19 protein-coding genes are annotated in these 22,902 nt (G+C 60.3%); 14 read left to right on the top strand and 5 right to left on the bottom strand.

Annotated features, from left to right (window positions below; all coding sequences use genetic code 11):
• Positions 1-270: 270 nt before the first annotated feature.
• From WNZ15_RS06175 to flaF, 5 genes are all read left to right on the top strand, one after another.
• The gene (locus tag WNZ15_RS06175) at positions 271-1,773 is read left to right on the top strand and encodes a flagellin (RefSeq protein WP_342892081.1); all 1,503 of its coding nucleotides are present in this window, start codon (positions 271-273) and stop codon (positions 1,771-1,773) included.
• A 554-nt stretch (positions 1,774-2,327) separates the two neighbouring features.
• The gene (locus tag WNZ15_RS06170) at positions 2,328-3,830 is read left to right on the top strand and encodes a flagellin (protein WP_342892080.1); all 1,503 of its coding nucleotides are present in this window, start codon (positions 2,328-2,330) and stop codon (positions 3,828-3,830) included.
• 286 nt (positions 3,831-4,116) lie between these two features.
• Positions 4,117-5,610, top strand: a complete 1,494-nt coding sequence (locus WNZ15_RS06165) for a flagellin (RefSeq protein WP_342892079.1) — start codon at positions 4,117-4,119, stop codon at positions 5,608-5,610.
• A gap of 91 nt (positions 5,611-5,701) precedes the next feature.
• The gene (gene flbT / locus WNZ15_RS06160; RefSeq protein ID WP_342892078.1) at positions 5,702-6,196 is read left to right on the top strand and encodes a flagellar biosynthesis repressor FlbT; all 495 of its coding nucleotides are present in this window, start codon (positions 5,702-5,704) and stop codon (positions 6,194-6,196) included.
• Positions 6,078-6,452: a flagellar biosynthesis regulator FlaF gene (gene flaF, locus WNZ15_RS06155; protein ID WP_342892077.1), complete on the top strand. Its 375-nt coding sequence runs from the start codon at positions 6,078-6,080 to the stop codon at positions 6,450-6,452. The genes flbT and flaF overlap by 119 nt, the downstream gene beginning before the upstream one ends.
• A gap of 102 nt (positions 6,453-6,554) precedes the next feature.
• Here the strand turns inward: flaF and WNZ15_RS06150 are convergent, their stop codons facing one another.
• The 3 genes from WNZ15_RS06150 to WNZ15_RS06140 form a co-directional block, all read right to left on the bottom strand.
• Complete coding sequence (locus WNZ15_RS06150) at positions 6,555-8,090, bottom strand: flagellar protein (RefSeq protein ID WP_342892076.1); 1,536 nt, start codon at positions 8,088-8,090, stop codon at positions 6,555-6,557.
• 14 nt (positions 8,091-8,104) lie between these two features.
• Complete coding sequence (flgK, locus tag WNZ15_RS06145; protein ID WP_342892075.1) at positions 8,105-9,958, bottom strand: flagellar hook-associated protein FlgK; 1,854 nt, start codon at positions 9,956-9,958, stop codon at positions 8,105-8,107.
• A gap of 70 nt (positions 9,959-10,028) precedes the next feature.
• Complete coding sequence (locus WNZ15_RS06140) at positions 10,029-11,411, bottom strand: flagellar hook-basal body complex protein (RefSeq protein WP_342892074.1); 1,383 nt, start codon at positions 11,409-11,411, stop codon at positions 10,029-10,031.
• Positions 11,412-11,723: 312 nt separating this feature from the next.
• Between WNZ15_RS06140 and WNZ15_RS06135 the strand changes: the two genes are divergently transcribed.
• From WNZ15_RS06135 to WNZ15_RS06100, 8 genes are all read left to right on the top strand, one after another.
• Positions 11,724-12,569, top strand: a complete 846-nt coding sequence (locus WNZ15_RS06135; protein WP_342892073.1) for a MoxR family ATPase — start codon at positions 11,724-11,726, stop codon at positions 12,567-12,569.
• 122 nt (positions 12,570-12,691) lie between these two features.
• Complete coding sequence (locus WNZ15_RS06130; RefSeq protein ID WP_342892610.1) at positions 12,692-13,234, top strand: hypothetical protein; 543 nt, start codon at positions 12,692-12,694, stop codon at positions 13,232-13,234.
• Positions 13,235-13,297: 63 nt separating this feature from the next.
• Positions 13,298-13,822 carry a histidine phosphatase family protein gene (locus WNZ15_RS06125; protein WP_342892072.1) on the top strand — a complete coding sequence of 175 codons (525 nt, stop codon included), beginning with the start codon at positions 13,298-13,300 and terminating at the stop codon, positions 13,820-13,822.
• A gap of 80 nt (positions 13,823-13,902) precedes the next feature.
• Positions 13,903-15,417 carry a YcjX family protein gene (locus WNZ15_RS06120; RefSeq protein WP_342892071.1) on the top strand — a complete coding sequence of 505 codons (1,515 nt, stop codon included), beginning with the start codon at positions 13,903-13,905 and terminating at the stop codon, positions 15,415-15,417.
• Positions 15,414-16,454 carry a TIGR01620 family protein gene (locus WNZ15_RS06115; protein ID WP_342892070.1) on the top strand — a complete coding sequence of 347 codons (1,041 nt, stop codon included), beginning with the start codon at positions 15,414-15,416 and terminating at the stop codon, positions 16,452-16,454. Before WNZ15_RS06120 ends, WNZ15_RS06115 begins: the two co-directional genes overlap by 4 nt.
• 207 nt (positions 16,455-16,661) lie before the next feature.
• Positions 16,662-17,723 (top strand): polyphosphate kinase 2, encoded by a 1,062-nt coding sequence (gene ppk2 / locus WNZ15_RS06110; RefSeq protein ID WP_342892609.1) that lies wholly within the window; start codon positions 16,662-16,664, stop codon positions 17,721-17,723.
• A 120-nt stretch (positions 17,724-17,843) separates the two neighbouring features.
• A complete protein-coding gene (locus WNZ15_RS06105; protein ID WP_342892069.1) occupies positions 17,844-19,019 on the top strand; it encodes a VWA domain-containing protein in 1,176 nt (391 codons plus the stop codon).
• Positions 19,016-20,143, top strand: coding sequence for a hypothetical protein (locus WNZ15_RS06100; RefSeq protein WP_342892068.1), 1,128 nt, complete (start codon positions 19,016-19,018; stop codon positions 20,141-20,143). The genes WNZ15_RS06105 and WNZ15_RS06100 overlap by 4 nt, the downstream gene beginning before the upstream one ends.
• Positions 20,144-20,150: 7 nt before the next feature.
• Here WNZ15_RS06100 and WNZ15_RS06095 read toward each other — a convergent pair whose 3' ends face one another.
• Both WNZ15_RS06095 and WNZ15_RS06090 read right to left on the bottom strand, forming a co-directional pair.
• Positions 20,151-20,579, bottom strand: a complete 429-nt coding sequence (locus WNZ15_RS06095) for a universal stress protein (RefSeq protein ID WP_342892067.1) — start codon at positions 20,577-20,579, stop codon at positions 20,151-20,153.
• 67 nt (positions 20,580-20,646) lie between these two features.
• Positions 20,647-21,435, bottom strand: a complete 789-nt coding sequence (locus WNZ15_RS06090; RefSeq protein ID WP_342892066.1) for a helix-turn-helix transcriptional regulator — start codon at positions 21,433-21,435, stop codon at positions 20,647-20,649.
• Between the two features lie 235 nt (positions 21,436-21,670).
• Between WNZ15_RS06090 and WNZ15_RS06085 the strand changes: the two genes are divergently transcribed.
• A complete protein-coding gene (locus WNZ15_RS06085) occupies positions 21,671-22,897 on the top strand; it encodes an MFS transporter (RefSeq protein WP_342892065.1) in 1,227 nt (408 codons plus the stop codon).
• Positions 22,898-22,902 lie beyond the last annotated feature (5 nt).

Here is a 22,902-nt window from a genome sequence, read left to right as displayed (position 1 = left end):
GACCGGATTGCGACCGCACGCGGGGCATTTCCCCGCCCGATCGACGGGCTTGGGGCACGCTGGCAGGCAAACAGATCGAATCTTCCAGGCATCTGAAATCAAAAGCTTTTATGGAATCAACCTTCAGCTTTACTTAGGCAGTTTTACGGGCTGTTAAGGTTAACACGTGCTAACCACGTTTCTTTATAAATTGTTTCAGCAAACCACGGATAGATGAGCGCCGGATCCAGGAAGGATCCTTGTATCTTGTACTCCTAGAAAGGAAACATTGTGAGCGATATCACTCTCTCCAGCGCAGTTCGCGCAAACCTGAACACCCTTCAGTCCACCGCCGATTTCATGTCCGATGTCCAGAACAAACTGGCCACCGGTAAGAAAGTGAACTCCGCACTGGACAATCCGAACAGCTTCTTCACGGCTTCCGGCCTGACGTCCCGTGCAAACGACCTGTCCACTCTGCTGGACGACATGGGTCAGTCGGTTCAGACCCTGAAGGCTGCGGATGAAGGTATCTCCAGCATCACCAAGCTGGTTGAATCCGCCAAGGCGAAAGCCAACCAGGCGCTTCAGTCCCAGAGCCAGTACGAGCGCAAGCAGTTTGCGGGTCAGTACAACGACCTCCTCACCCAGATCGAAGACCTGGCCAAGGATTCCGGCTACAAGGGCAAGAACCTGCTTGCAGGCGACGGCAACGAACTCACAACCATCTTCAACGAAGACTCCACGTCCAAGCTGAAGATCGATGCGGTCGACTACACCGACAGTTCCCTGTCCACCGGTCTGAACCTTTCGGATCTGGAAGAAGGCCAGGGCGCGACGACTTCGTTCACCCTGCAGGGCGGCAAGTCCACCATCACCCTGACGGACGGCACCACGACGCTGAACTCCAGCTCCACGCTGTCTGATTCCAACGTGATCTCCACCACGAGCACTCTGGAATTCGTGAACGCGATCGAATCCCCGAACGCTGTCATTGCCGGTGCCGGAACGGTGACCGCCGGCGCAACGGTTCAGGACCTGGTTGACGGACTGAACGACATTGCAGGTGTTCGTGCCGAGTTTGACGACACGTCCGGTGAACTGACCATCTACAGTGATCAGGACTTCCACATCTCGGATACGGTTGACACACACTCCGCTGCCCTGTCGACCTTCGAAGTCGCAGCAACGGCACTGGCCACCTCCACGTCGCTTCTGGCCGATACCGGTTCGTTCGCAGTTGGTGACACGCTGACGCTGACCGACGGCAACGGCTTTGAACTTGGTGCTCTGGAAATCGAAGACGATACCTCCGTTGACGACCTGGAAAACTTCGTCAATGACTTCCAGGGTGTATCGGCATCGTTCAACTCCTCTTCGGGGCGTCTGGACATCACCTCCGAGGTCGACCTGTCCCTGACCAGTGACAACGATGACTTTGCAAGTGACGGCTTCACGGCCAACACCTCCGGTGTTTCGCTTTCAGCGATCTCCGACAGTGGTTTTGCAACGGATTCCGACATCAACCGCACGGTTGACCGTCTGAACACGGCGCTCAGCTCCCTGCGGACACAGGCGTCTGAATTCGGTACCAATCTCTCCATCGTGGAAAACCGTCAGGACTTCACCAAGAACCTGATCAACACTCTGGAAGAAGGTTCCGGCCTCCTGACCCTGGCAGACACCAACGAGGAAGGTGCGAACCTTCTTGCTCTGCAGACACGTCAGAGCCTGGCATCCACCTCGCTGTCCTTCGCGGCACAGGCGGATCAGAACGTTCTGCGTCTCTTCTAAGAACGAAGACGACAAAAAACACGGGAAAGCGGGCTTCGGCCCGCTTTTTCTTTTTTGGGGTCCGGCGCTGCGAACCCGTGCACAATCGCGCCGATCAGCCCGCCCCCTGCCCCGCCCGGGAACCGCGCGACATCGCGACAGCCGCAGACGCAGACGCAGATCTCGGCGCATAAACGCCTTGTGCCTCCAGTCCGCAAAAGGCGGATCCGGCAGAAGAACGAGCGCCCGTCAAAAAAATTTTCCGATTCCTCTGTCCGGAGCCGTCTCGCTTCGGCCTGCCCGTCAGATTCAGCGGAAATCCGCGCCCGCAGCAGGGACATCTGCCGGCCATCGCGGCTTTTCGGCATTTATCACAATGCGATTTCCACGATCCGCGCAGCCTCGATAAACGCAGCGTCCTTCGCGATTCCTGGCAGGTATCGGCAGCACGACAACGCTCTGCCGATCCCAAATTTCAAGCGCTTAACCATTGATTAAGGTTAACGGAGAATGATCGTCCTCAACCTGCTCAGGAAGAGCAGTCGTACATTGTGACCCAGGAAAGGGATATTCAGATGGCGGACATTACTCTGTCTGCTGCCGTAAGGCAGAACCTCCTCACTCTTCAATCCACCGCTGATTTCATGGCAGGTGTCCAGAACAAACTGGCCACCGGTTTGAAGGTCAATTCCGCGCTGGACAATCCGAACAGCTTCTTCACGGCTTCAGGCCTGAACTCCCGCGCCAGCGACCTGTCCACCCTCCTGGAAGACATGGGCCAGTCCCTGCAGACCCTGAAGGCAGCCGACAAGGGCATTCAGACCATCACGGATCTGGTCGAGACCGCCAAGGCAAAGGCCAACCAGGCCCAGCAGACCCAGAGCCAGTATGAGCGCAAGCAGTTTGCCGAGCAGTACAACGGCCTGCTCGAGCAGATCGAAGATATCGCGAAGGACAGCTCCTACAAGGGCAAGAACCTTCTCGCCGGCGAAGGCAACGACCTCACCACAATCTTCAACGAGGACTCCACGTCCAAGCTGAAGATCGACGCGGTCGACTACACCGACTCCTCTCTGTCCACCGGTCTGAACCTTTCGGATCTGGAAGAAGGCCAGGGCGCGACGACCTCGTTCACCCTGCAGGGCGGCAAGACCACCATCACCCTGACGGACGGCACCACGACGCTGAACTCCAGCTCCACTCTGTCTGATTCCAACGTGATCTCCACCACGAGCACTCTGGAATTCGTGAACGCGATCGCCTCCCCGAACGCCATCATTTCCGGTGCCGGCACGGTTACCGCCGGTGCAACGGTTCAGGACATGGTTGACAGCCTGAACGGAATTGCCGGTGTTCGCGCCGAGTTCGACGACACGTCCGGTGAACTGACCATCTACAGTGATCAGGACTTCCACATCTCCGACACTGTCGATACGCACTCCGCTGCTCTGTCGACCTTCGAAGTCGCGGCAAACGCCCTCACCGCAACAACTCAGCTTCTGAGTGATACCGGTTCGTTTGCAGTTGGTGACACGCTGGCACTGACGGACGGCAACGGGTTCGAACTCGGCTCACTGGAAATCGAGGACGACACGACGGTCGATGATCTCGAGAATTTCATCAGTGACTTCAATGGTGTTGACGCGGCCTTCAACACATCCTCGGGCCGCCTGGACATCACCTCCGAAGTCGACCTGTCCCTGACCAGTGACAACACTGATTTCGCTTCCGACGGCTTCGCAGTCAACACGAGCGGCGTCAGTTTGTCGGCAATATCCGACAGCGGGTTCGCGACCGACTCCGACATCAGCCGGGTTGTCGACCGCCTGAACACCGCTCTCGGCAACCTGCGCTCCCAGGCGTCCGAATTCGGTACCAACCTGTCCACTGTAGAGATCCGTCAAGACTACACAAAGACGATGATCAATACTTTGCAGGAAGGTGCAGGACTTCTGACCCTGGCCGATACCAACGAGGAAGGCGCGAACCTCCTGGCCCTGCAGACCCGTCAGCAGCTTGCCTCGACGTCCCTGTCCTTCGCCTCTCAGGCCGATCAGACAGTGCTATCCCTCTTCTAGGAAAGCAAGAATCAGCCGCGCGGCTGATTCACCAAAACGGCACTTGGAAACGGCGGATCATTGGTCCGCCGTTTTCGTTTTCAAACGCAAGCGTACTTTGGAAACATCGATTTTCTGCATATTTTCAATGCCTTGCAAGAAACCTTTTGGTAACTTTTATTTACAGTAAGTTAACCCGTGCATCAGTGATTAACTTTCTATTCAGATTTGCGACGAGGGCACATGGCTCGACCTTGCGGTCTTGCAAGCCACTCGTGGTGTACTGAATAGGAAACGGTGAAGTCTGATGCCTGATATTGTTCTTTCAAGTGCCGTCCGGGACAATCTCCTGTCACTTAAACAGACGGCTGACCTGCAGTCGATCACGCAGACGCGGCTGGCGACCGGCCTCAAGGTCAACACCGCGCTCGACAATCCCAACTCCTTTTTCACCGCACAGTCCCTGAATGACCGGGCCAGTGACCTGACCAAGCTGCTCGACAACATGGGACAGGGCGTCCAGACCATCCGGGCCGCGGACAAGGGCATCACGTCGATCACGAAGCTGGTCGAAACAGCCAAGGCAATGGCCAATCAGGCGCTGCAGACCTCGAGCGAATACGAGCGCAAGCAGTTCACGGCCCAGTACAACGATCTGCTCGAGCAGATCGAGGACATGGCGCGGGATTCCAGCTACAAGGGCAAGAACCTTCTGGCCGGTGCCGGCAACGAACTGGAAGTCATCTTCAATGAAGACAGCACATCCAACCTGACGGTCGATCCGGTCGATTTCACGGACACCTCGCTGGATGACGGGCTGAACCTGGACGATCTCGATCCCGGTGGCACCGGCACGTCCTCCTTCAATCTTTACGGCGGCACCACGCAGTTGACTCTCACCGGCTTGCAGGCGTCGTCGAACCTGAGCGATCTGGGCGACTGGTCTGTCGGCGACGTGGTCACGGTGACCGACTCCTCCGGGACCACCAACCTCTCGATCGGCACGACGATCACCACCGTGCAGGATTATGTCGACGCCCTGAACGAAATGAGTGGAGTTCATGCGAGCTTCGACGAAGATACCGATTCGATCACCATCGTGTCCGGCCTCGACAATCCGCTTTACGTTTCCAAGGACGCGGCCGGTGGCGGCACGGCCACCGACGGTGGTGCAACCGGCGGCACGACATCGACGCTGGCGGTCACCCCGCTGAGTTCGACCGCCACCCTGATCTCCTCCGGTGGCTTTCAGGCAGGCGACACGATCACCATTACCGACGGCAACGGCTTCGAGCCGGCCTCGCTTGAACTGGATGACGAAACGACCGTCAGCGATCTGGTCACCTTCATGGATAACGTGAAGGGTCTGGACGCCACCTTCTCCGGCGGCGGCATCAGCCTGATCGGCGAGGTCTCCTTCAGCATCTCAAGCGACAACGTCGACTTCAACCGGATGACGCTGGGCAGCGCCACGAGTACGGTGGACCTGGCGGCGGCGGCTTCCGAGTTCAAGACCGACACGGATATCAACCGGACCCTTCAGGCGATCAACGCGGCCCTGGACGAGCTCCGGTCAGCAGCCCGGCAAATGGGCACGGCGCTCTCCACGGTGGAGATCCGAACGGATTTCACCGAGAACCTGATCAATACGCTTGAAGTCGGCGCCGGTGAACTCACCATTGCCGACATGAACGAGGAAGGGGCCAACATGCTGGCCCTGCAGACACGTCAGCAGCTCTCGTCAACCGCTCTGTCGCTTGCGAACCAGGCGGACCAGAGTGTTCTCAGCCTGTTCGGTTAACATCGAGGGCTTGTATCATTAAGGTATCGAGGACACTCGTTAACTGTTTCGTTAACGTTTTACAGCGATACTCATGCGTGGAGGTCACGGAATGGCGCTCAAGGTCGAGCTGAAACCGGGCGAACGGATTATCATTGGCGACAGTGTGATCACCAATGACAATCAGCGAACCCGCCTTTTTATCGAAGGCCAGGCTCCCATTCTGCGTGAGAAGGATATTCTTACGCCGGCCACCGCCGATACACCGGCCAAACGTGTCTATCTGGCCGTTCAGCTGATGTATCTGTCAACGGACATAGAGAGAATTCAGGAGAACTACTTCACTCTTGTCAATGACATTGTAAAGGCCGCGCCGAGCACGATCCCCTATGTTACCAGGATTAGTAACGCCATTCTAACCGGCGCCTTCTATAAAGCACTGAAAGAAGCACGTAAGCTCATTGAGTATGAAGGGACGCTGATAAGCCATGTACAAACAGGCAGCGCAGGCTTACCAGAAAGCGAGCCAGGTGGCAGTGTCACCGAGGGAGCTGGAAGCAAATCTGCTGATGAAAGCCGCAGCCCGGCTTCAGTTGATCAAGGATGAATGGGACGACTCTTCCCTGGCGGAAAAAGACGACGTACTGGTCTACAACCGCAAGCTCTGGACGATCCTGGTGACTTCGGCCACCAGCGTCGAGAGTGAATTGCCTCAGGACATCAAGAACAACATAGCCTCTCTGGGCGTGTTCGTGTTCAAGCAGACCATGGCGATCATCACGTCCGACGACGTCACCAAGATCGGTGTTCTCATCAACATCAACCGGGCGATTGCCGAGGGACTGAGGTCCCGGCCGGAATAATTTGAACACACGCAATCCGATGAACAAAAGGCCGGCGCATCCGCGACCGGCCTTTTTTGTTGCCTCCGGCCCGGGCCGGGATTTCGTCAGTCACACGGACTGTCAGAGATAATCGGACAGGGTCAGGTTGAAGACGATCGACGAGGCCTGGTAGGAGACTTCGATATTTGTCTTCAATTGAAGGATCTCCGCAGCAATAAGGTCCTGATCTATCCCCTCGATTTCCGCAATGGTGCCTTCATAGGTGTTTTTCATCTGCACATGCCGGTCGCCGGTCAGCGACACGGTCCGGTGGGTGATCGCGATGTCCGTCGCGATATCGACGATCCCTGACTGGTCAACGCCCGGCGGGTGCAATGTGGTTCTCAGGTTGGTCGACAAGGCGTTGTAATATTCCTCGTCGACCTGTGTTCCGCCGGAGAAATCCGCGGCGACGAACGCCGCCAGTGACTGAACCAGCTCCCTGAGCGGGGTCTCGTTCGCGCGAACGCCGTAGTCCACGGTCAGATTGCTGTCGACCACCGCACTCTTGTCGTCACGCGGGTCCGTGGTCGTGGTGTTCCGGCCGGTATACCATTCCACCGTGGTCGCGCCGCCGGCCATCAGGGCCGTCGCCGTATCATAGGGAGGCCCGTCGATACGTTGCGGCTCTTCGCCGTTGTAGGTACTGAAGAACTCCTCCGCCGCCCATTCGTCGGAAACGGCCCGCAGCGTGGTCTGGGCCTGGTTCTCGATCTCGGCCTCCAGCAGGTCGCGCAGGTTTTGCGCGGTTTCTTCCAGATCCGCGCCGATCGCGAAGGTTCCGTCGGCTTCGTTCGTGGTCGCCGCCGTGAACTCGATCATGATCGATTCCGCATGATCGGGCGGCAGGGTCAGCTCCAGAGAAATCGTTTCCCCGAGTTCCGGCTGTCCCGTGAACTGGATATCGACACTGTCGGGATCCGCCGCCAGCGGCCCGGTGACCGTCACGTTGGACAGTGTCGAGGTGACGGCGGCAATGTCGAAGCCGAAGTCGTGGGCACCATCCTCGGAAATGGTGAACGTGGAGTCCGTCGGCACAATGCCGGCATAGTTGGTCACAAGGGCCGACGTGTCTGTCCGGCCATTGTTTCCCGCGCCGAGATTGGCCGATGCAAACTCGCTGATATAGCTGCGCAGACCGTCCAGCCCCCCTGCCCCGTCCAGGATCGTGTCCATGGTGGCGACCGGGTCATTCACCGCGTCCGTGCCGCCGAACACGTAGTAGCCGGCCACTTCCGAATTCAGAATGTTGAGCGTTTCGGTGAGCAGCAGCTCCGCCCGCGACTGGGTCTGGGTCTGACCGTCGGACTGCATCACGAAGTCATTGGTATCCAGGGCGGATTTTGCGTCCTGCCGGAGATCCTCCAGCCGGTCGAGCGCCATGTTTGCCGTTTCAAGATGCAGGTTGGCGACCGTGATGGTGTGCTCGTAGGTCTCGATCATGCTGACCTTCTGGGTCAGCTGGATGTCGAGGAGGCGGCGGTCGCCGACTTCCCCGAAGGTCGTCCCGACCTTGCCGCGGGCAAGCTGCGTGGTCTTTTCCGTCAGCTTGTCGTTCAGCTCGCCAAGCTGCTGGGTCAGATAACTCCGGGACGTGGTGATATTGGAAATGGCCATGACGCACCTAACCCTTAAACGATGTTCAGGAGCTCGTCGAAGAGCTCGTTGATGGTCTGCATGACGCGCGCATTGGCTGCGTAGGCGTTCTCAAGCTGGACCATGAAGGCAAGTTCCGCATCCAGATCAACCGCGTAGCTCTCCTCGTAGCGGATCGCCAGGTTCATCGTCAGAGCTTCCTTGGAGTCCGCATAGGTCGCCGCATCCTCGGCCTGGTTTCCCTGAAAGGCGACGGTCTGGTTGACGAAGTCGAGGACAGTGCCCTGGAACGGAGACGAGGACGTGCCGATCCCCGAACCGGGGTCGTAATAGGTCGTTGCCGTGGTCATCGCTTCTGACAGATACTTGACCCTTGCAGGATCGTTGGCGGTGTTCGCAGACGGTGTCGTCTGGTAGTTCACCAGCAGTGCGCTGTCTGCGAGAAGGTCCGGATTGACACTGATCGCATTGGCGTAACCGATCCGCTGGCCACCGTCTTCCAGCGCGTCGGTGAAGAGTTCCGGCGCGTCCCGGCTGTCGACAAAGATCGCCAGACCGAGGCCCTGATCGCTGTTCGCCGTCACCGTGACATCCGCGGTCAGGCTCTCGACGGTTGTCGGCCCGCCGGTGTCGCCAAGGACACGCAGTTCGTCCGAGCCGTTGTTGCTGACCTGAAGCCCTGTTGCGCCAAGCGCGGTGATGATATCGGCGATATAGGTTGCCGGCGTCCCGCTCGAGATATCGATCCCGAAGACGGTGTCGTCCGGATTGGGCGTCGCGGAATTGTCGAGCGGCAGCAATGCCGGATCGTCAACACCGACCAGCGTCACGGTCTGCGCCGCACCGCTGGTATCGGTATATTCGACTGTGATGGTGTTGCCGGACTGAAGCGCCGAAACATCCAGATCGAAACCGTCGTCGAGACCGACGGTCACCGCCGTGCTTTCCACCGTGACATTGGAAAAGGCCAGGGAGACCTCGGCCGCGATCGTATCCAGCTGCGCCTGGGCTTCAAGGAGAATGTCGTCCCTGAGTTCGGCGGTCGCAACTATGACACCGGAGCGCGAACCTGAAATCAGGTCGAAGGTCGTCCCCCCCGGCGTGGTCACATACACCGAGTTTCCGCTTTCGCCGGGTTGCAGCGAATGCGTTTGCGAGAAGCTCAGGGTCGAGGCCTTGTTGTCCGCGTAAAGCTGCTGGCCGTCGGCTGTCTGGATGAAGAGCGTTTCGTTCGCGCCCTTGGAGATGTCGACATCCAGATATCCGGAAAGCTGTTCCACGAGCCTGTCGCGCTCGTCTTCCATGTCCACCGTCGAAATGCCGGACTGCGCCGCATCCCGGATGGCGGCATCGATATCCTCGATGCTGCCGAGCAGACCGTTGACGCTGTCCGTCTGGCTGGCCAGCGCGTGATCGGCTTCCTGACGCAGGTCGGTAATCTGCTGGTAGGATGCATTCAATTCACGCGCGAAGGCGTCGGCCACCGCGATCACGTCGCTCTGGGCGGCGTAATTGCCCGGATCATTGACCAGAATAGACAAGGAGGAAGCCAGTTCGCCCGCCAGCGACGTCAGGTTGCTCTTGTCGTCAAGCGTCCCGAAGATGTCGTCGAGCCGGTCGGTGAAGTTCGAGATCTGCCTTGAGTAGTTGGTATCCGCCAGGGAGTTGAAATAGTCGGTCTGGATCTGCTCGTCGACAATCCGGCGGACTTCCGCGGCGTTCATGCCCGCGACATTGCCCGACCCGTCGAAAAAGACGTTGGCGGAGATGGTTTTCTTGGAATACCCGACAGTGTCAGCGTTGGCGATGTTGGTCGCGGTCACGTCCAACTGGCGCTGATTGTAGGTGATTCCGAAAACCGCCGTATTCATGGCGCTGGTCAATCCCATGGCGGCTTCTCCTTCGTGAAACGCGACTAGGCCGGAGAGACCGGCGGGTCAGGCCCGCCGGTCCGTTTTGTTACCTGACCATGTTCAGGGCATCGTCGAGCATCTCGTCCGCGGACGTGACGATCCTCGAATTCGCGGAATAGGCCTGCTGGGTGATGATCAGCTTGGAGAATTCATCCGCGATATCGGCGTTCGACAGTTCCAGGTTGTTGGACAGGATCTGTCCGCCCCCGCTCAGGTCGGCTTCGCCGGAAGAGGTCGTTGCCGAGAACGCTGCGCCATCGACGCGCTGGAGGTTCTGTTCGGCCTCGAACGTCGCCAGCGGGATTTCATAGACCGCACGTTGCTGGCTGTTGGAATAATTCGCGATCACCCGGCCCGATTCATCCACCGCAACGCTGGTCAGTTCACCGGCCGCATAGCCGTCCTGATCGAGCGAAACGGAACTGGCCGTGCCGTCCGGGTCCGAATACTGGGTCAGGGATCCGTTGGCGAACGAGAACTCGACATTGGCGGCCGTGGTGCTGCCGATCGTCAGCGAGGCGACGGTGAACCCGTCGCTGGTGCCGTTCACGGCGCCGATCACGCCCGCGGTCATTCCGCTCAGCGCACCGGTTGTATCGAATTCGACCTCGCCGACATCATACCAGGCGTTGGTCACATCGCCGCCGGACCCGATGTACATGGACCATGTGTCGGCCACGGGGCCGACGGAATCATAGTTCAGCGTCTTGGCATAGCGGACCTCGACGTTCATTGCGGTTCCGTTTTCATTGTAGATCGTGATCGACCCGCCGGAAATGGAACTGTCGAGGAAGTCCTGCTCGTCGGCAACCGCGACGTTGCCCGCACCGACAGCGGCGGCCAGCAGGGCCGTATCTTCGTCCGTGCCGTCGTAATCCTCGGTATCAGGGACACGCGGCAGGTTGGCCTGGTAATCGACCGTCGTTGTCGCAGAGGCCGCCAGAGGCTGGTTTTCGATCTGAACAACCGTCGGAGCATCACCGATCGCATTGCCCGTATCCGGATCAAGTTCGAAACCCTGCAGGTAATACCCTGCCGCGTTGATCAGGTAGCCTTCCTTGCTCCGCTCGAAATCACCGCCACGCGTATAGTAGGTTTCCTCAGCGAATGTGGTCGACCCGTCGACCACGTCCGAAGCCTTGGTGACGACGAAATAGCCTTCGCCGTTGATGGCCATGTAGGTATCGACATCAACGGACGTGATGTCGCCCTGCACCGTGTTCGTCGCGCGGGAGGTGGCGAAGGTGGTTCCGGAGACCTGCTGGGCCTGGATCGCCCCGCCTCCGGACACCATGTCGGAGAATGTCGTATCAAGCCGCTTGTAGCCACTCGTCTGCGAGTTGGCGACGTTACCTGAAATGTTCTCCAGAGCCGTGGCCTGCGCCGCCAGTCCGGAGACGGCCGAATTAATAGCCCCATAAATACCCATTTTCGGTCCTCTTTGTAGATTGGGCACTGCTGACCCGGGCATGCGCCCACAATCGGCCTGTTCACGCAAAGCCTGTGCCAACCTCAAGAGAAAGGAAGTTAATTAAACTATTTCAATAAGTTAAAAGAATATTCCCGCTAACGAGAATGCCCCATCTCCCCGGCAAGCACCGCCCTGCCGGGCAATTTCTTCCCCGCCGGATCGGCAAGTCTGTCCCTTTCGGATTGCACCGGGACCCCTGCCTTTTAATGGCTTGCGTCCCCGCGCCCGGCCTGCCACCTTGCGCCGGAATGACGAGGAATGGACGGCCACATGCGTTTTGAAGGAACTGCAGACTACATAGCGACGGAGGACCTGCGGATTGCAGTCAATGCGGCCGTCGCGCTCGAGCGCCCCCTCCTGATCAAGGGCGAGCCGGGCACCGGCAAGACGGTCCTTGCCGAACAGGTGGCAGGTGCCCTGGAGGCGCCTCTGATCGAATGGCATGTCAAATCGACCACCAAGGCCCAGCAGGGCCTTTATGAATACGATGCGGTGTCGCGCCTGCGGGACAGCCAGCTGGGTGATGAGCGTGTTCGGGACATCAACAACTACATTCGCAAGGGCAAGCTCTGGGAAGCCTTCGACGCGCCCGCGAAGCCGGTCCTGCTGATCGACGAGATCGACAAGGCGGATATCGAGTTTCCCAACGATCTGCTGCTGGAACTCGACCGGATGGAGTTTCACGTCTACGAGACCGGCGAGACCGTGCGCGCGAAACAGCGTCCGGTCGTGATCATCACGTCGAACAATGAAAAGGACCTGCCGGACGCGTTCCTGCGCCGCTGCTTCTTCCATTTCATCAAGTTCCCGGACGCCGACACCATGACGGAAATCGTGGAAGTTCATTTTCCCGGGATCAAGCAAAGGCTCCTGTCTGAAGCCCTGCGGCTGTTCTACGATGTCCGCGATGTCCCGGGTCTGAAGAAAAAGCCCTCGACATCGGAACTGATCGACTGGATCAAGCTGCTTCTGAACGAGGACGTTGACCCTGAAACGCTTCGTCAACAAGATAGTGCCAAGCTGATTCCGCCGCTGCATGGCGCGCTGCTGAAAAACGAACAGGATGTTCACCTGTTCGAACGGCTCGCGTTCATGGCACGCAGGGAAAGAAGCTAGAACGGTCCTTGTCCGCCTGGAGGCGGCCAAACTGCTCTGAAATCGAGCGTCCGCTCAACCGTCGGCTGATCCGCCGGCCTGAGCGGGCATCCGCCGTTCCGGCGACACGGGAGACCGTCTTGATGCGACTGGCCGCATTGATATCTGTTTTCGCCGCCGTCGGCCTGTTGACCGGTCCGGGCGGCTTCGCGCCCGCCCGTGCCCAGGTTCCACCCGAAAAGGATGCCGGCTGGCAGAGCGATGTCGGCGGCCTGCGCCATTTCACGGGTCTGCGCTGTCCCGACATGATCGGCTCCTACTACCGGATCAAGGTGATGGAAGGCAACGAGGTCAGCCTCGCCGGCTGCATCTATACCGGCCGCGACGGTGTCACCGCCGTGCTGCGCAAGCATATCGAGAGCAGCGGCCGGCGCGAAGCCCTCGCCTTTTCCAGAAGTTACAAGGCGGCGGGCTTCGAGCCGATCAAGCTGTCGGGCGCGGCCGCTTCCGGCATTTCCTTTCGTACGCGCAGCTGGACGCCGACCAGTCTGTGCGAGACCCTGTGGTACTTTTCGGGCGCGAAGGCGGACTTTACCCTTTGGCTGTCCTATACGCTGCCGACCCAGGAAATCGAGGTCGGTCCGGCCGTGGCCGCCTTCACTGGGGCCCTTGCCAGCCAGAACTGACCCCGGCCGGAAAAGGGCCGGGCTTCGCGTCCAGCCCGCGCAACACGAGAACTGGATACCAACATGCGGCTCCTACTGCTCAGACACGCCAAATCCGACTGGGGAGAACCTGATCTGGCAGATTTCGACCGCCCCCTGAACAACCGCGGCAAGGCCGCCGCGTTCAAGATGGCGCGTTACCTAAAGGACAACGGCCTGCTGCCCAGTCAGATCCTGTGCTCCACGTCCCTGCGGACCCGCGAAACGCTTGCCCGGCTCCTGCCCGGCTTTCCGCAGGAAGCGCAGATCCATCTTCTTTCCGATCTCTACAGCGATAGCGAGGGCGATTACCTTGGCTTCATCCGCAAACAGGGAGGACGGGCGCAAAGCCTGATGGTGATCGGCCACAACCCGGCAATGGAGAACACAGCCCTCACGCTGACGGGAACCGCAGATGCGGCAGCTGTTGCTGATCTCAGGGAGAAATATCCCACCGCCGGTCTCGCGGTGATCGATTTCGACATCGCCGACTGGTCCGAGCTGCAGCCCGGGACCGGCCATCTCGACAGGTTCATCAAGCCCCGCGACCTGAAAGACGATCCCGCTTAGGCCGCGTTGGGGAAAATCACGCATGGTTCCGGAGACAGCACTTCGGTCTTCCATTTGCACTTGGGCCGGCCCGCGCCTACATGAAGCCGCTGGAGGCGCATGTGAACCCACTGACGACACTTACCGAGGAAACCAGGCTGGCGCTGGCGAACCTGGCCGATGCGGCCACGGATCTGACGGTGCCGAGCCTCAGGCTCGGGGTGACCGGGCTTGCAAGAGCCGGCAAGACCGTTTTCCTGACCGCTCTCGTCCACAACCTCGTTCACGGGGGCAGACTGCCGCTGTTTTCAGCGGCAGCCGGGCAGCGGATGACGGGTGCCGGCCTTCAGCCGCAGCCGGACGACGCCGTGCCGCGCTTCGACTATGAAGCTCATGTGCGCGCACTCGTGGGCGAGCGGATCTGGCCCGAGTCCACACGCCAGGTGTCGGAATTGCGTCTGACCATCGACTACGAAAGCAGCTCCTATTTCTACCGCAAGCTCGGACCCGGCCGCCTGCATCTGGACCTGGTCGACTATCCCGGCGAGTGGCTGCTCGATCTGCCCTTGCTGGACAAGGACTATGCGTCCTTTTCCGCCGAGGCCCTGCAGCGGGCCCGCGCGGGCAGCCGCGCGAAAATCGCCGCGCCGTTCTTCGAGACACTCGCGCGGACCGATCCCGACGCGCCCGAGAGCGAGCCTGCGGCGCGCCAGCTGTCCGAGGACTTCAAGACCTATCTGGCGGCCTGCCGTGCAGACGCCCATGCCCTGTCGATGTTGCCGCCGGGCCGCTTCCTGATGCCCGGTGACCTGGACGGATCCCCTGCCCTGACCTTCGCACCTCTCGATATTCCCGAGGGTGCCCATGCCGCCCGGTCCGGCACCCTGCGTGCCATGATGGAGCGGCGCTATGAGGCCTACAAGTCCCACGTAGTGCGCCCGTTCTTTCGGGACCATTTCGCCCGGCTCGACCGTCAGATCGTGCTCGTCGATGTGCTCCACGCACTCAACGCCGGGCCTCATGCGGTTGCGGATCTGGAAGTGGCTCTGAGCGAAGTGCTCGGTGCATTCCGGCCGGGCAAACGCAGCTGGCTGTCCTCGATCGTGTCGCGCCGGATTGACAGGATCCTGTTCGCCGCGACAAAGGCCGACCATCTGCACCGCACGGATCACGACCGGCTGGAGGCCATCCTGAGACGGCTGGTCGCACGCGCCGAGGAACGCGCCCGGTTCAAGGGCGCGGAGGTCGATGTGCTGGCGATAGCCGCGGTGCGCGCAACGCGCGAGGCAACCGTCAAGCACCGGGGCGACGAATTGCCCGCCATTCTGGGCACCCCCTTGCCGGGAGAGCGCCTGCACGGCGACATCTATGACGGCAACTCGGAAATAGCCATGTTTCCCGGGGACTTGCCGAAGGACCCTGAATCACTTTTTGGAAAGGGTGACTCGGTTTCTGAAGGAGTTCGACCAGAGTTTCAAACCGCCCAGGCCGAGCTTCAGTTTCTGCGGTTCCGTCCGCCGGTCCTGGACACCACTGCGGAAGGTCTGACCTTGTCCCTGCCCCATATCCGCCTGGACCGGGCGCTTGAGTTCCTGATAGGAGACCGACTGGCATGACCGGATCAACGCCCCCCTCCGGACGCAAGCCGGCCGCCTTCCGCCTCGATGACAGCAAGGTCCGGATGAGCGATGGCGAAACAACGCGCGCGTCCGCGGACGAGGCCCTGGTCACCCCGACCGTTGCCGACGACGAAGAGCCCCGCCTGCCCCGCGAGGTGAGCACACCGAAGACGGCCTTCGGATTCGGCAAGTGGCTGATGATCGGCCTGTCGGGCCTTGTCTCGCTTGCCGTCGGCCTGGCCGTGGACAGCCTGATCCGCGACCTGTTCTCGCGCACCGATTGGCTCGGCTGGCTGGGAGTGGCCCTGGCCGGTGTCGCGGCCCTCGGTCTGCTCGGACTGATCGTGCGGGAAATTGCGGGACTTGTCCGTCTGGGCAAGATCGATCATCTCAGGGACAGGCTTCTGGACGCCGCCGAAACAGACGACACAAGGGCCGCCACGGAAGGGCTGCGGGAGCTGCTCGCGCTCTACCGCGACCGTCCGGAGACCGCACAGGGCCGGACGGCCCTGAACGGGCACATGCGCGAGATCATCGACGGCACGGATCTTGTCAAACTCGCCGAACGCGATCTGCTCCGGCCGCTGGATCTGGAAGCGCGCCGGATCGTGCTCAACAGCGCCAAGCGGGTGTCCATCGTCACCGCCGTGAGCCCCAGGGCTCTTGTCGATCTCCTGATGGTCCTGTTCGAGAACCTGCGGGTCATCCGGCGGGTGTCCACACTCTACGGCGGCCGGCCCGGAACGCTTGGGTTCCTGCGCCTGGCAAGACAGGTTGTTTCCCACCTGGCGATCACCGGCGGCATGGCTGCCGGCGACAGCCTCACATCGGATCTGCTCGGCCATGGCCTCGCCGCACGTCTGTCCACCCGTCTGGGCGAAGGGGTCGTCAACGGCCTCCTGACGGCACGGATCGGGATCGCCGCCATTACCGTGTGCCGGCCCGCCCCGTTCATCGACAGCCCCGGTCCCCGGGCGTCGGATTTCATGAAAGAGCTGGTGCGCACGGCAGAAAAAGACGCTCCGGAAAAATGATCCGGCAAAGCAATTTTCCGTCGCGGATCACAAGATTTGAGCGGCATCAATGCGCCAGATCAAACCAGGTGTTACCGACCCCGTATTCAGAACAAGGGGGTAAACATGCCTGTGCTCACGAGAAAAACCAATTCCGTCACTGATGCCAAATCCGCGGCAAAAAAAGCCGATGAGACAGTAACGCCAGCAGCCGCTCCCGCGGCGGCGATGGCGACCGGGACGACAAAGTCAGAAGAACTCCCGAAGACCGCCGAAAAAAAGGCATCCAGGTCTCGCAGTCCCAAAGCCTCAGGCGACGAGCCCGAGCGCCGCGAGGCTGAGGCAACGACCAGTGACATCTCACCTGCTGCCGAATCCAGGCCGCCTGGCGGAACCGCCCTGCACACGCTGGCCCAGATGCGTCATGATCCTTCGGCCATCCATCATGTGTTCGAGACCGGCGAATACCCCTACACGACCAAGCTGCGCCGCCCTGTATACGAAAAACGCAAGGCCAGGCTGCAGGCTGAACTCTTGAAGGCCCAGCGCTGGATCCAGGAATCCGGCAAGCGCGTGGTGTTGCTGTTCGAGGGGCGCGACGCGGCCGGCAAGGGCGGCACCATCAAGCGTTTCATGGAGCATCTGAACCCGCGAGGAGCCAGTGTCGTAGCTCTTCAGAAACCGACCGAGCGCGAAAAATACCAGTGGTATTTCCAGCGCTACGTGGAAAACCTGCCTTCTTCCGGTGAACTCGTCCTCTTTGACCGGTCCTGGTACAACCGTGCCGGCGTGGAACGGGTGATGAATTTCTGCACCCCGAACCAGTACCTTGAATTCATGCGCCAGGCTCCCGAGCTCGAACGCATGCTCGTGCGCGACGGGATTCTTCTTTTCAAGTACTGGTTCTCCGTCACCCGCCAGGAGCAGCTCCGTCGCTTCCAGCAACGTGAGAAGGACCCGCTGAAACAGTGGAAGCTGTCCCCGATCGACAAGGCATCTCTCGACAAATGGGATGATTACACCGAAGCCAAGGAGGCCATGTTCTTCTACACGGACACGGCCGACGCGCCCTGGACTGTCATCAAGTCCGACGACAAGAAACGCGCCCGTCTGAACTGTCTGGAACATTTTCTCAACTCCCTGCCCTACCCGGACAAGGACACAAGGATTGTCGGCAACCCCGACCCGCTCATCGTCGGCTCGAGCCAGCATGTCATCGGCCGCGACAGTCACATCCTGGGCAAGACGCTGCACCCGGACCTGAAAGGCGGCCGCTCCGGCGACAGCTGATCAGGGCAAGAAACTGCTCGGGTGGACAGGCAATCCCCGTCCGCCCGCCCCCGGTGTCCGGCCTCGCGAACACCTTTCGGCTGCTCGACAGGATCAGGTGGAAGCGGTAGGCTCCGCGCCATGTTCATCACCTTCTTCACCGAGCTCAAATCGGCTGGCATACCGGTCTCGCTCAGGGAATACCTGACGCTTATGGAGGCGCTCGACCGGGACCTGGCGGAAAAGAGCGTCGAGGATTTCTATTTTCTCGCCCGCCTGACACTGGTGAAGGACGAGAGCAACCTGGACAAGTTCGACCGGGTCTTCGGCCATGTCTTCAAGGGGCTGGATCTTCTCAGTGACGTCCCGGCGACCGGAATTCCGGAAGACTGGCTGCGCAAGCTTGCCGAAAAACACCTGAGCGATGAGGAAAAGGCTCAGATCGAGGCGCTTGGCGGCTTCGAGAAGCTGATGGAGACATTACGCGAGCGGCTGAAGGAACAGGAAAAACGCCACCAGGGCGGCAACAAGTGGATCGGCACCGCCGGCACGTCCCCATTCGGCGCCTATGGCTACAACCCGGAAGGCGTACGCATCGGCCAGCATGAAAGCCGGCACCGGCGCGCGGTCAAGGTCTGGGACAAGCGCGAATTCAAGGATCTCGACGATACCCAGCTGCTCGGCAGCCGCAATATCCAGGTCGCCCTGAAACGCCTTCGGAACTTTGCCCGCACGGGAGCGGCCGACGAGCTGGACCTGGACAACACGATCCGCGCGACCGCGCACAAGGGCCTGCTCGACATCAAGATGCGCCCGGAACGGCACAACGCGGTCAAGGTGCTTCTTTTCTTCGACATCGGCGGCTCCATGGACGACCATATCCGGGTCTGCGAGGAACTGTTTTCAGCGGCCCGGTCCGAATTCAAGGTCATGGAGCATTTCTACTTCCACAACTGCCCGTACGAATATGTCTGGAAGGAAAACCGGCGCCGCCACACCGAACGCATCGATACAATGGACGTGCTGCACAAGTACCCGGCGGACTACAAGATCATCTTTGTCGGCGACGCCTCCATGAGCCCTTACGAAATCGCCTATGCGGGCGGCTCGGTGGAACACTGGAACGAAGAATCCGGTGCCGCCTGGATGGAACGGCTGACCGGGCTCTACAGGAGCGCGGTCTGGCTCAATCCCGTGCGCCGCGAACACTGGCACTACACCCATTCCATCCAGATGCTGAACGAACTGATGGACGGCCGGATGTTCCCGATGACAGTCGAGGGCCTGAGCGAGGCCATGAAGGAACTTGCGCGATGACCGATCCAGCGGACGATCCTGCCATCTCGGCCCACAGCACCACCTCCGGAATGGTCGGCGGCGGCTTCTACAATGCAAATTCCGCGACGCAATGGAAGGCGATCGAGGCCGTTTTGCCCTTTGTGGACGAGGCGGCCAACACACTGCCGACCACTTCGTTCACGAATGGCAACGGAACGGTCTGCCTTGCCGACTTCGGTTGTTCGGAAGGCCTCAATTCGATCGCGGTAATGCAGCGGGCACTGGCGGGCTTGCTCCCGCGCACGGACCGGCCGGTCCAGACCATTCATTCCGATCTGCCGACCAACGATTTTTCCAGATTGTTTGTGAACTTGCGTCCGGGCGGGCGGCCGGTATTTGACGGCGCGCGGGTCTATTCCGCAGCGGTGGCCGGGTCAATGTATGATCAGTTGCTGCCCGATCGCTCGTTGCATCTGGCAACAACTTTCAACGCCATCGGCTTTCTGTCGCGGCGTCCGGTGGAGGTCTTGCCGGGGTACATTTGCCTGAACGGACCGAGTGCGGCGCGGGCCAACGGCTTCGTCTCGTCCGAAGACCGGCACATCTTTGCGGAACAGGCCAAACGCGACGTCGCGGACTTCCTGAAGATGCGCGCGCGCGAACTGGTACCGGGCGGCAAACTTCTGGTCCAGGTCTTCGGTGCGAACGAGGTGGCTCGAACCTGTGACGGGATCTATGACCTGCTGAATGATGCCGTGCTGGCTTTTGTGGCCACCGGCGAGATCTCAAGGGAAACTTATGACCGGTATTATCAGCCGGTCTACATGCGCGCGCTCGAAGAGCTGACCGCCCCGGTTTCACAGGAGGCTTACGGTGCCGCCGGTCTGTTCCGGATAGACGGTACAAGATCCTACGAGATCCCGGTTCCGTTCAACACCCGCTTCGACGCCGACGGCGACCTGGAACGCTATGCGACCGACTATGTCAATTTTTTCCGCGCCTTCACGCAGTCGATTCTCGAGACCGCCCTTCCGGAGGGCCCTGGCCGAAGCAGCCTCGTCGATCGGATCTACAACTGCGCGAAGGACCTTATCCGGGCGACGCCGGAGCTCTATCCCTTCCGTTACATCGCCATCGCGATGCTGCTGACACGCACCGGATAAGCCCCTCTCAATCGCCGCGCAGCACCAGCACCGAACACGGTGCATGGCGGACGATATGGGCCGCGTTCGAGCCGACGAAATACGTCGACAGACCCGGTTTGTGCGATGTCATCAGGACAAGATCGCAGGCAGCCTTTTCAGCCTCCTCGATCACCTCGTGATAGACGGACCCCATGCGCACCGTCACGTCGACCGCCCCGGCCGGCACGTCGAGACCGGCTGCGATCTTGTCGAGAATGGTGCCGGTCTCATCGAATTCACGTTCCTGCCACCCTTCCGGCAACTGGCTGGCCACGAAACTCTGGACTTCCGGACAGACCGCCAGCAAATGGATCTTTGCGCCGTAATCGCGCGCCATCTGCGATGCTTTCGCGAGCGCGTCCTCGGCAAAGCCCGTTTCGGCGGGATCGACGGGCACGAGGATTTTCTTGAACATGGCATGTCTCCCCAAAAAGATTATCCCTCTTTTTGGAACGCGGCACGCGGGGCCGCCATGAGCCAGATCAATCGGCTTCGCCACCGCCGAAATAGCGGCCCGGCGTGACACCGAAGGCTTTCCTGAAGCTCGACACGAAGGCGCTGGGGCCCTCATAGCCAAGCTTGTGGGAGACATCGGAAACGCTGCGCCCGGACGCCAGCAGTTCCAGGGCTCGGAACAGCTTCACCTGCCGGCACCATGTCCGGTAGCTCAGACCCGTTTCCGCCTTGATCCGTCGTTCGAAGGAACGCACGGACGTGGCGCATCGCTCTGCCGCCTCGGACAGCGACGGCACATGGGCCGGGCAGCGGACCACCCCTTCGCACAAGTCCCGCAACCGCTGTTCCTGCGGCATGGGCAACTGCAACGGCGCTGCGGGCAGCATCTTGAGCTGATCCAGGATCACCCCGGCGATCCTTGCCGCCGGACCGTCCGCGGTCTGGGCGCGCGGATAGGACATGAATTCGAGGATCAGGGCCCTCAGGAGCGTCGTCACCTGCATCACTTGCGGTGTCTGCGGCAGGTCCCTGGCATGCTCGAACTGCACGTAGATGTAGCGCAATTCGGTGTCCGTCAGATAGCGTGTCTGGTGCCCGAGCCTGGGCGGCAGCCAGACGGCCCGCTCGGGGGGCACGAAATAGGTGCCCATGTCGGTGTCGATGGCAATGGATCCGCGCACCACATGAAACAGCTGGGCCGCGTCATGCGCATGCCAGTCGTTGTTCTTGCCCTGCCGTTGCGTGCGCGCGTAGCCAATGATCGGCGCGGCGATCGCCTCCCGGGGAAATTCGGACAGTTCCGGATGTATGCTCATGATACCGATCGCGATCCTTGTGCCAAAAAGGGGTGATCAACCTGCTTTGGTATGACCTGGCGCCGGGTCCTCCCGGGGCCATGCTTTCAAGCCGTTCCATGATAGTGCGCAAAGCGAGGGATTTTGGCAAGTCAGCGATATTTCATGACAAAAGGGCGCTAACACGCAAGGCGGGGATCGGTTTAGAAGCGTGTCTCGATATTGTTGAACATTTTCCAGATTGCACGGCCACGGAATGACCTACTTCACGCAGAATGCGCACCCCGACGACCTCAAAGGCTGGCGCTCGCCGACCGTTCTGTTGATGATCATGGCCGGCGCCATGCAATTGTCATTCGCGGCCTGGTGGAACCTGATGAACAATTTCGCGGTTCAGGAACTGGATTTCACCGGACGTGAAATCGGGATCCAGCAATCCATCCGCGAGATCCCGGGGTTCCTCAGCTTTCTCGCCGTCTATCTGCTACTTGTCATGCGCGAGCAGACGCTGGCCTATCTGTCCCTGCTGCTGCTCGGCGTCGGCGTCGCGCTCACCGGCTATTTTCCCACGGCGATCGGCTTTTATCTGACGACGCTGCTCATGTCGGTCGGCTTCCACTACTACGAGACCATGGCCCAGTCCCTGTCCCTGCAGTGGCTGCCCAAGGCGACGGCGGCTGCCAGCATGGGCAAGATCATCTCCGTGGGTGCCTTCGCCCAGTTGATCGCCTATGGTCTGATCTTCGTCGCCTGGAAGACATTCGACCTGTCCTTCACCGCGGTCTTCGCAATCGCGGGCGGGCTGACACTGGTCGTTCTGGCTTTCCTGATAATGGCCTATCCGCACTTCCGCGAGGGCGTGCCGCAGCACAAGAAACTGATCCTGCGCAAGCGCTACTGGCTCTATTACGCCCTCACTTTCATGGCCGGTGCCCGGCGTCAGATCTTCACCGTCTTCGCCGGATTTCTGATGGTCGAGCGTTTCGGCTACGACGTCCACGAGGTCGCCGGACTGTTTTTGCTGAATGGTGCCTTCAATATGGTTCTGGCCCCCAAGATCGGCGCGCTGATCGTACGCTTCGGCGAGCGCAAGGCCCTGATCCTGGAATATGCCGGCCTGATCCTGGTCTTCGCGACCTATGCGTTCGTCACCAATGCGACCCTGGCGGCGAGCCTCTACGTGATCGATCACGCGTTTTTCGCCATCGCGATCGCGATCAAGACCTACTTCCAGAAAATCGCTGACCCGGCGGACATCGCCCCGACAGCGGGTGTCGCTTTCACGATCAACCACATCGCGGCCGTGTTCATACCGGTTCTGTTCGGATTGATCTGGCTGGTATCGCCGGCGGCCGTATTCCTGGCCGGCGCGGCCATGGCTGCGGTCAGCCTTTTCCTCGCAAGCCTGATACCCGGCAATCCGGACAAGGGCCGGGAGGTCGACTTCTGGTACCGGAAACCGCTGGCTCAGCCGGCTGAGTGAGCCGG

This window comes from Roseibium sp. AS2 (genome assembly GCF_038900065.1).
Taxonomy (GTDB): Bacteria; Pseudomonadota; Alphaproteobacteria; order Rhizobiales; family Stappiaceae; genus Roseibium.
Note: the sequence above shows the minus strand (reverse complement) of the source record. Positions and strands in the feature narration are given on the sequence as shown.

What these genes read in the sequence shown, in the direction of transcription:
- WNZ15_RS06165 (WP_342892079.1), top strand. Translation starts at nt 4,117, where the DNA reads ATGCCTGATATTGTTCTTTCAAGTGCCGTCCGGGACAATCTCCTGTCA.
- WNZ15_RS06115 (WP_342892070.1), top strand. Translation starts at nt 15,414, where the DNA reads ATGACCGGATCAACGCCCCCCTCCGGACGCAAGCCGGCCGCCTTCCGC.
- WNZ15_RS06095 (WP_342892067.1), bottom strand. Translation starts at nt 20,579, where the DNA reads ATGTTCAAGAAAATCCTCGTGCCCGTCGATCCCGCCGAAACGGGCTTT.
- WNZ15_RS06120 (WP_342892071.1), top strand. Translation starts at nt 13,903, where the DNA reads ATGAAGCCGCTGGAGGCGCATGTGAACCCACTGACGACACTTACCGAG.
- WNZ15_RS06130 (WP_342892610.1), top strand. Translation starts at nt 12,692, where the DNA reads ATGCGACTGGCCGCATTGATATCTGTTTTCGCCGCCGTCGGCCTGTTG.
- flaF (WP_342892077.1), top strand. Translation starts at nt 6,078, where the DNA reads ATGTACAAACAGGCAGCGCAGGCTTACCAGAAAGCGAGCCAGGTGGCA.
- flgK (WP_342892075.1), bottom strand. Translation starts at nt 9,958, where the DNA reads ATGGGATTGACCAGCGCCATGAATACGGCGGTTTTCGGAATCACCTAC.
- WNZ15_RS06100 (WP_342892068.1), top strand. Translation starts at nt 19,016, where the DNA reads ATGACCGATCCAGCGGACGATCCTGCCATCTCGGCCCACAGCACCACC.
- WNZ15_RS06170 (WP_342892080.1), top strand. Translation starts at nt 2,328, where the DNA reads ATGGCGGACATTACTCTGTCTGCTGCCGTAAGGCAGAACCTCCTCACT.
- ppk2 (WP_342892609.1), top strand. Translation starts at nt 16,662, where the DNA reads ATGGCGACCGGGACGACAAAGTCAGAAGAACTCCCGAAGACCGCCGAA.
- WNZ15_RS06135 (WP_342892073.1), top strand. Translation starts at nt 11,724, where the DNA reads ATGCGTTTTGAAGGAACTGCAGACTACATAGCGACGGAGGACCTGCGG.
- WNZ15_RS06085 (WP_342892065.1), top strand. Translation starts at nt 21,671, where the DNA reads ATGACCTACTTCACGCAGAATGCGCACCCCGACGACCTCAAAGGCTGG.
- WNZ15_RS06140 (WP_342892074.1), bottom strand. Translation starts at nt 11,411, where the DNA reads ATGGGTATTTATGGGGCTATTAATTCGGCCGTCTCCGGACTGGCGGCG.
- WNZ15_RS06150 (WP_342892076.1), bottom strand. Translation starts at nt 8,090, where the DNA reads ATGGCCATTTCCAATATCACCACGTCCCGGAGTTATCTGACCCAGCAG.
- flbT (WP_342892078.1), top strand. Translation starts at nt 5,702, where the DNA reads ATGGCGCTCAAGGTCGAGCTGAAACCGGGCGAACGGATTATCATTGGC.
- WNZ15_RS06090 (WP_342892066.1), bottom strand. Translation starts at nt 21,435, where the DNA reads ATGAGCATACATCCGGAACTGTCCGAATTTCCCCGGGAGGCGATCGCC.
- WNZ15_RS06105 (WP_342892069.1), top strand. Translation starts at nt 17,844, where the DNA reads ATGTTCATCACCTTCTTCACCGAGCTCAAATCGGCTGGCATACCGGTC.
- WNZ15_RS06125 (WP_342892072.1), top strand. Translation starts at nt 13,298, where the DNA reads ATGCGGCTCCTACTGCTCAGACACGCCAAATCCGACTGGGGAGAACCT.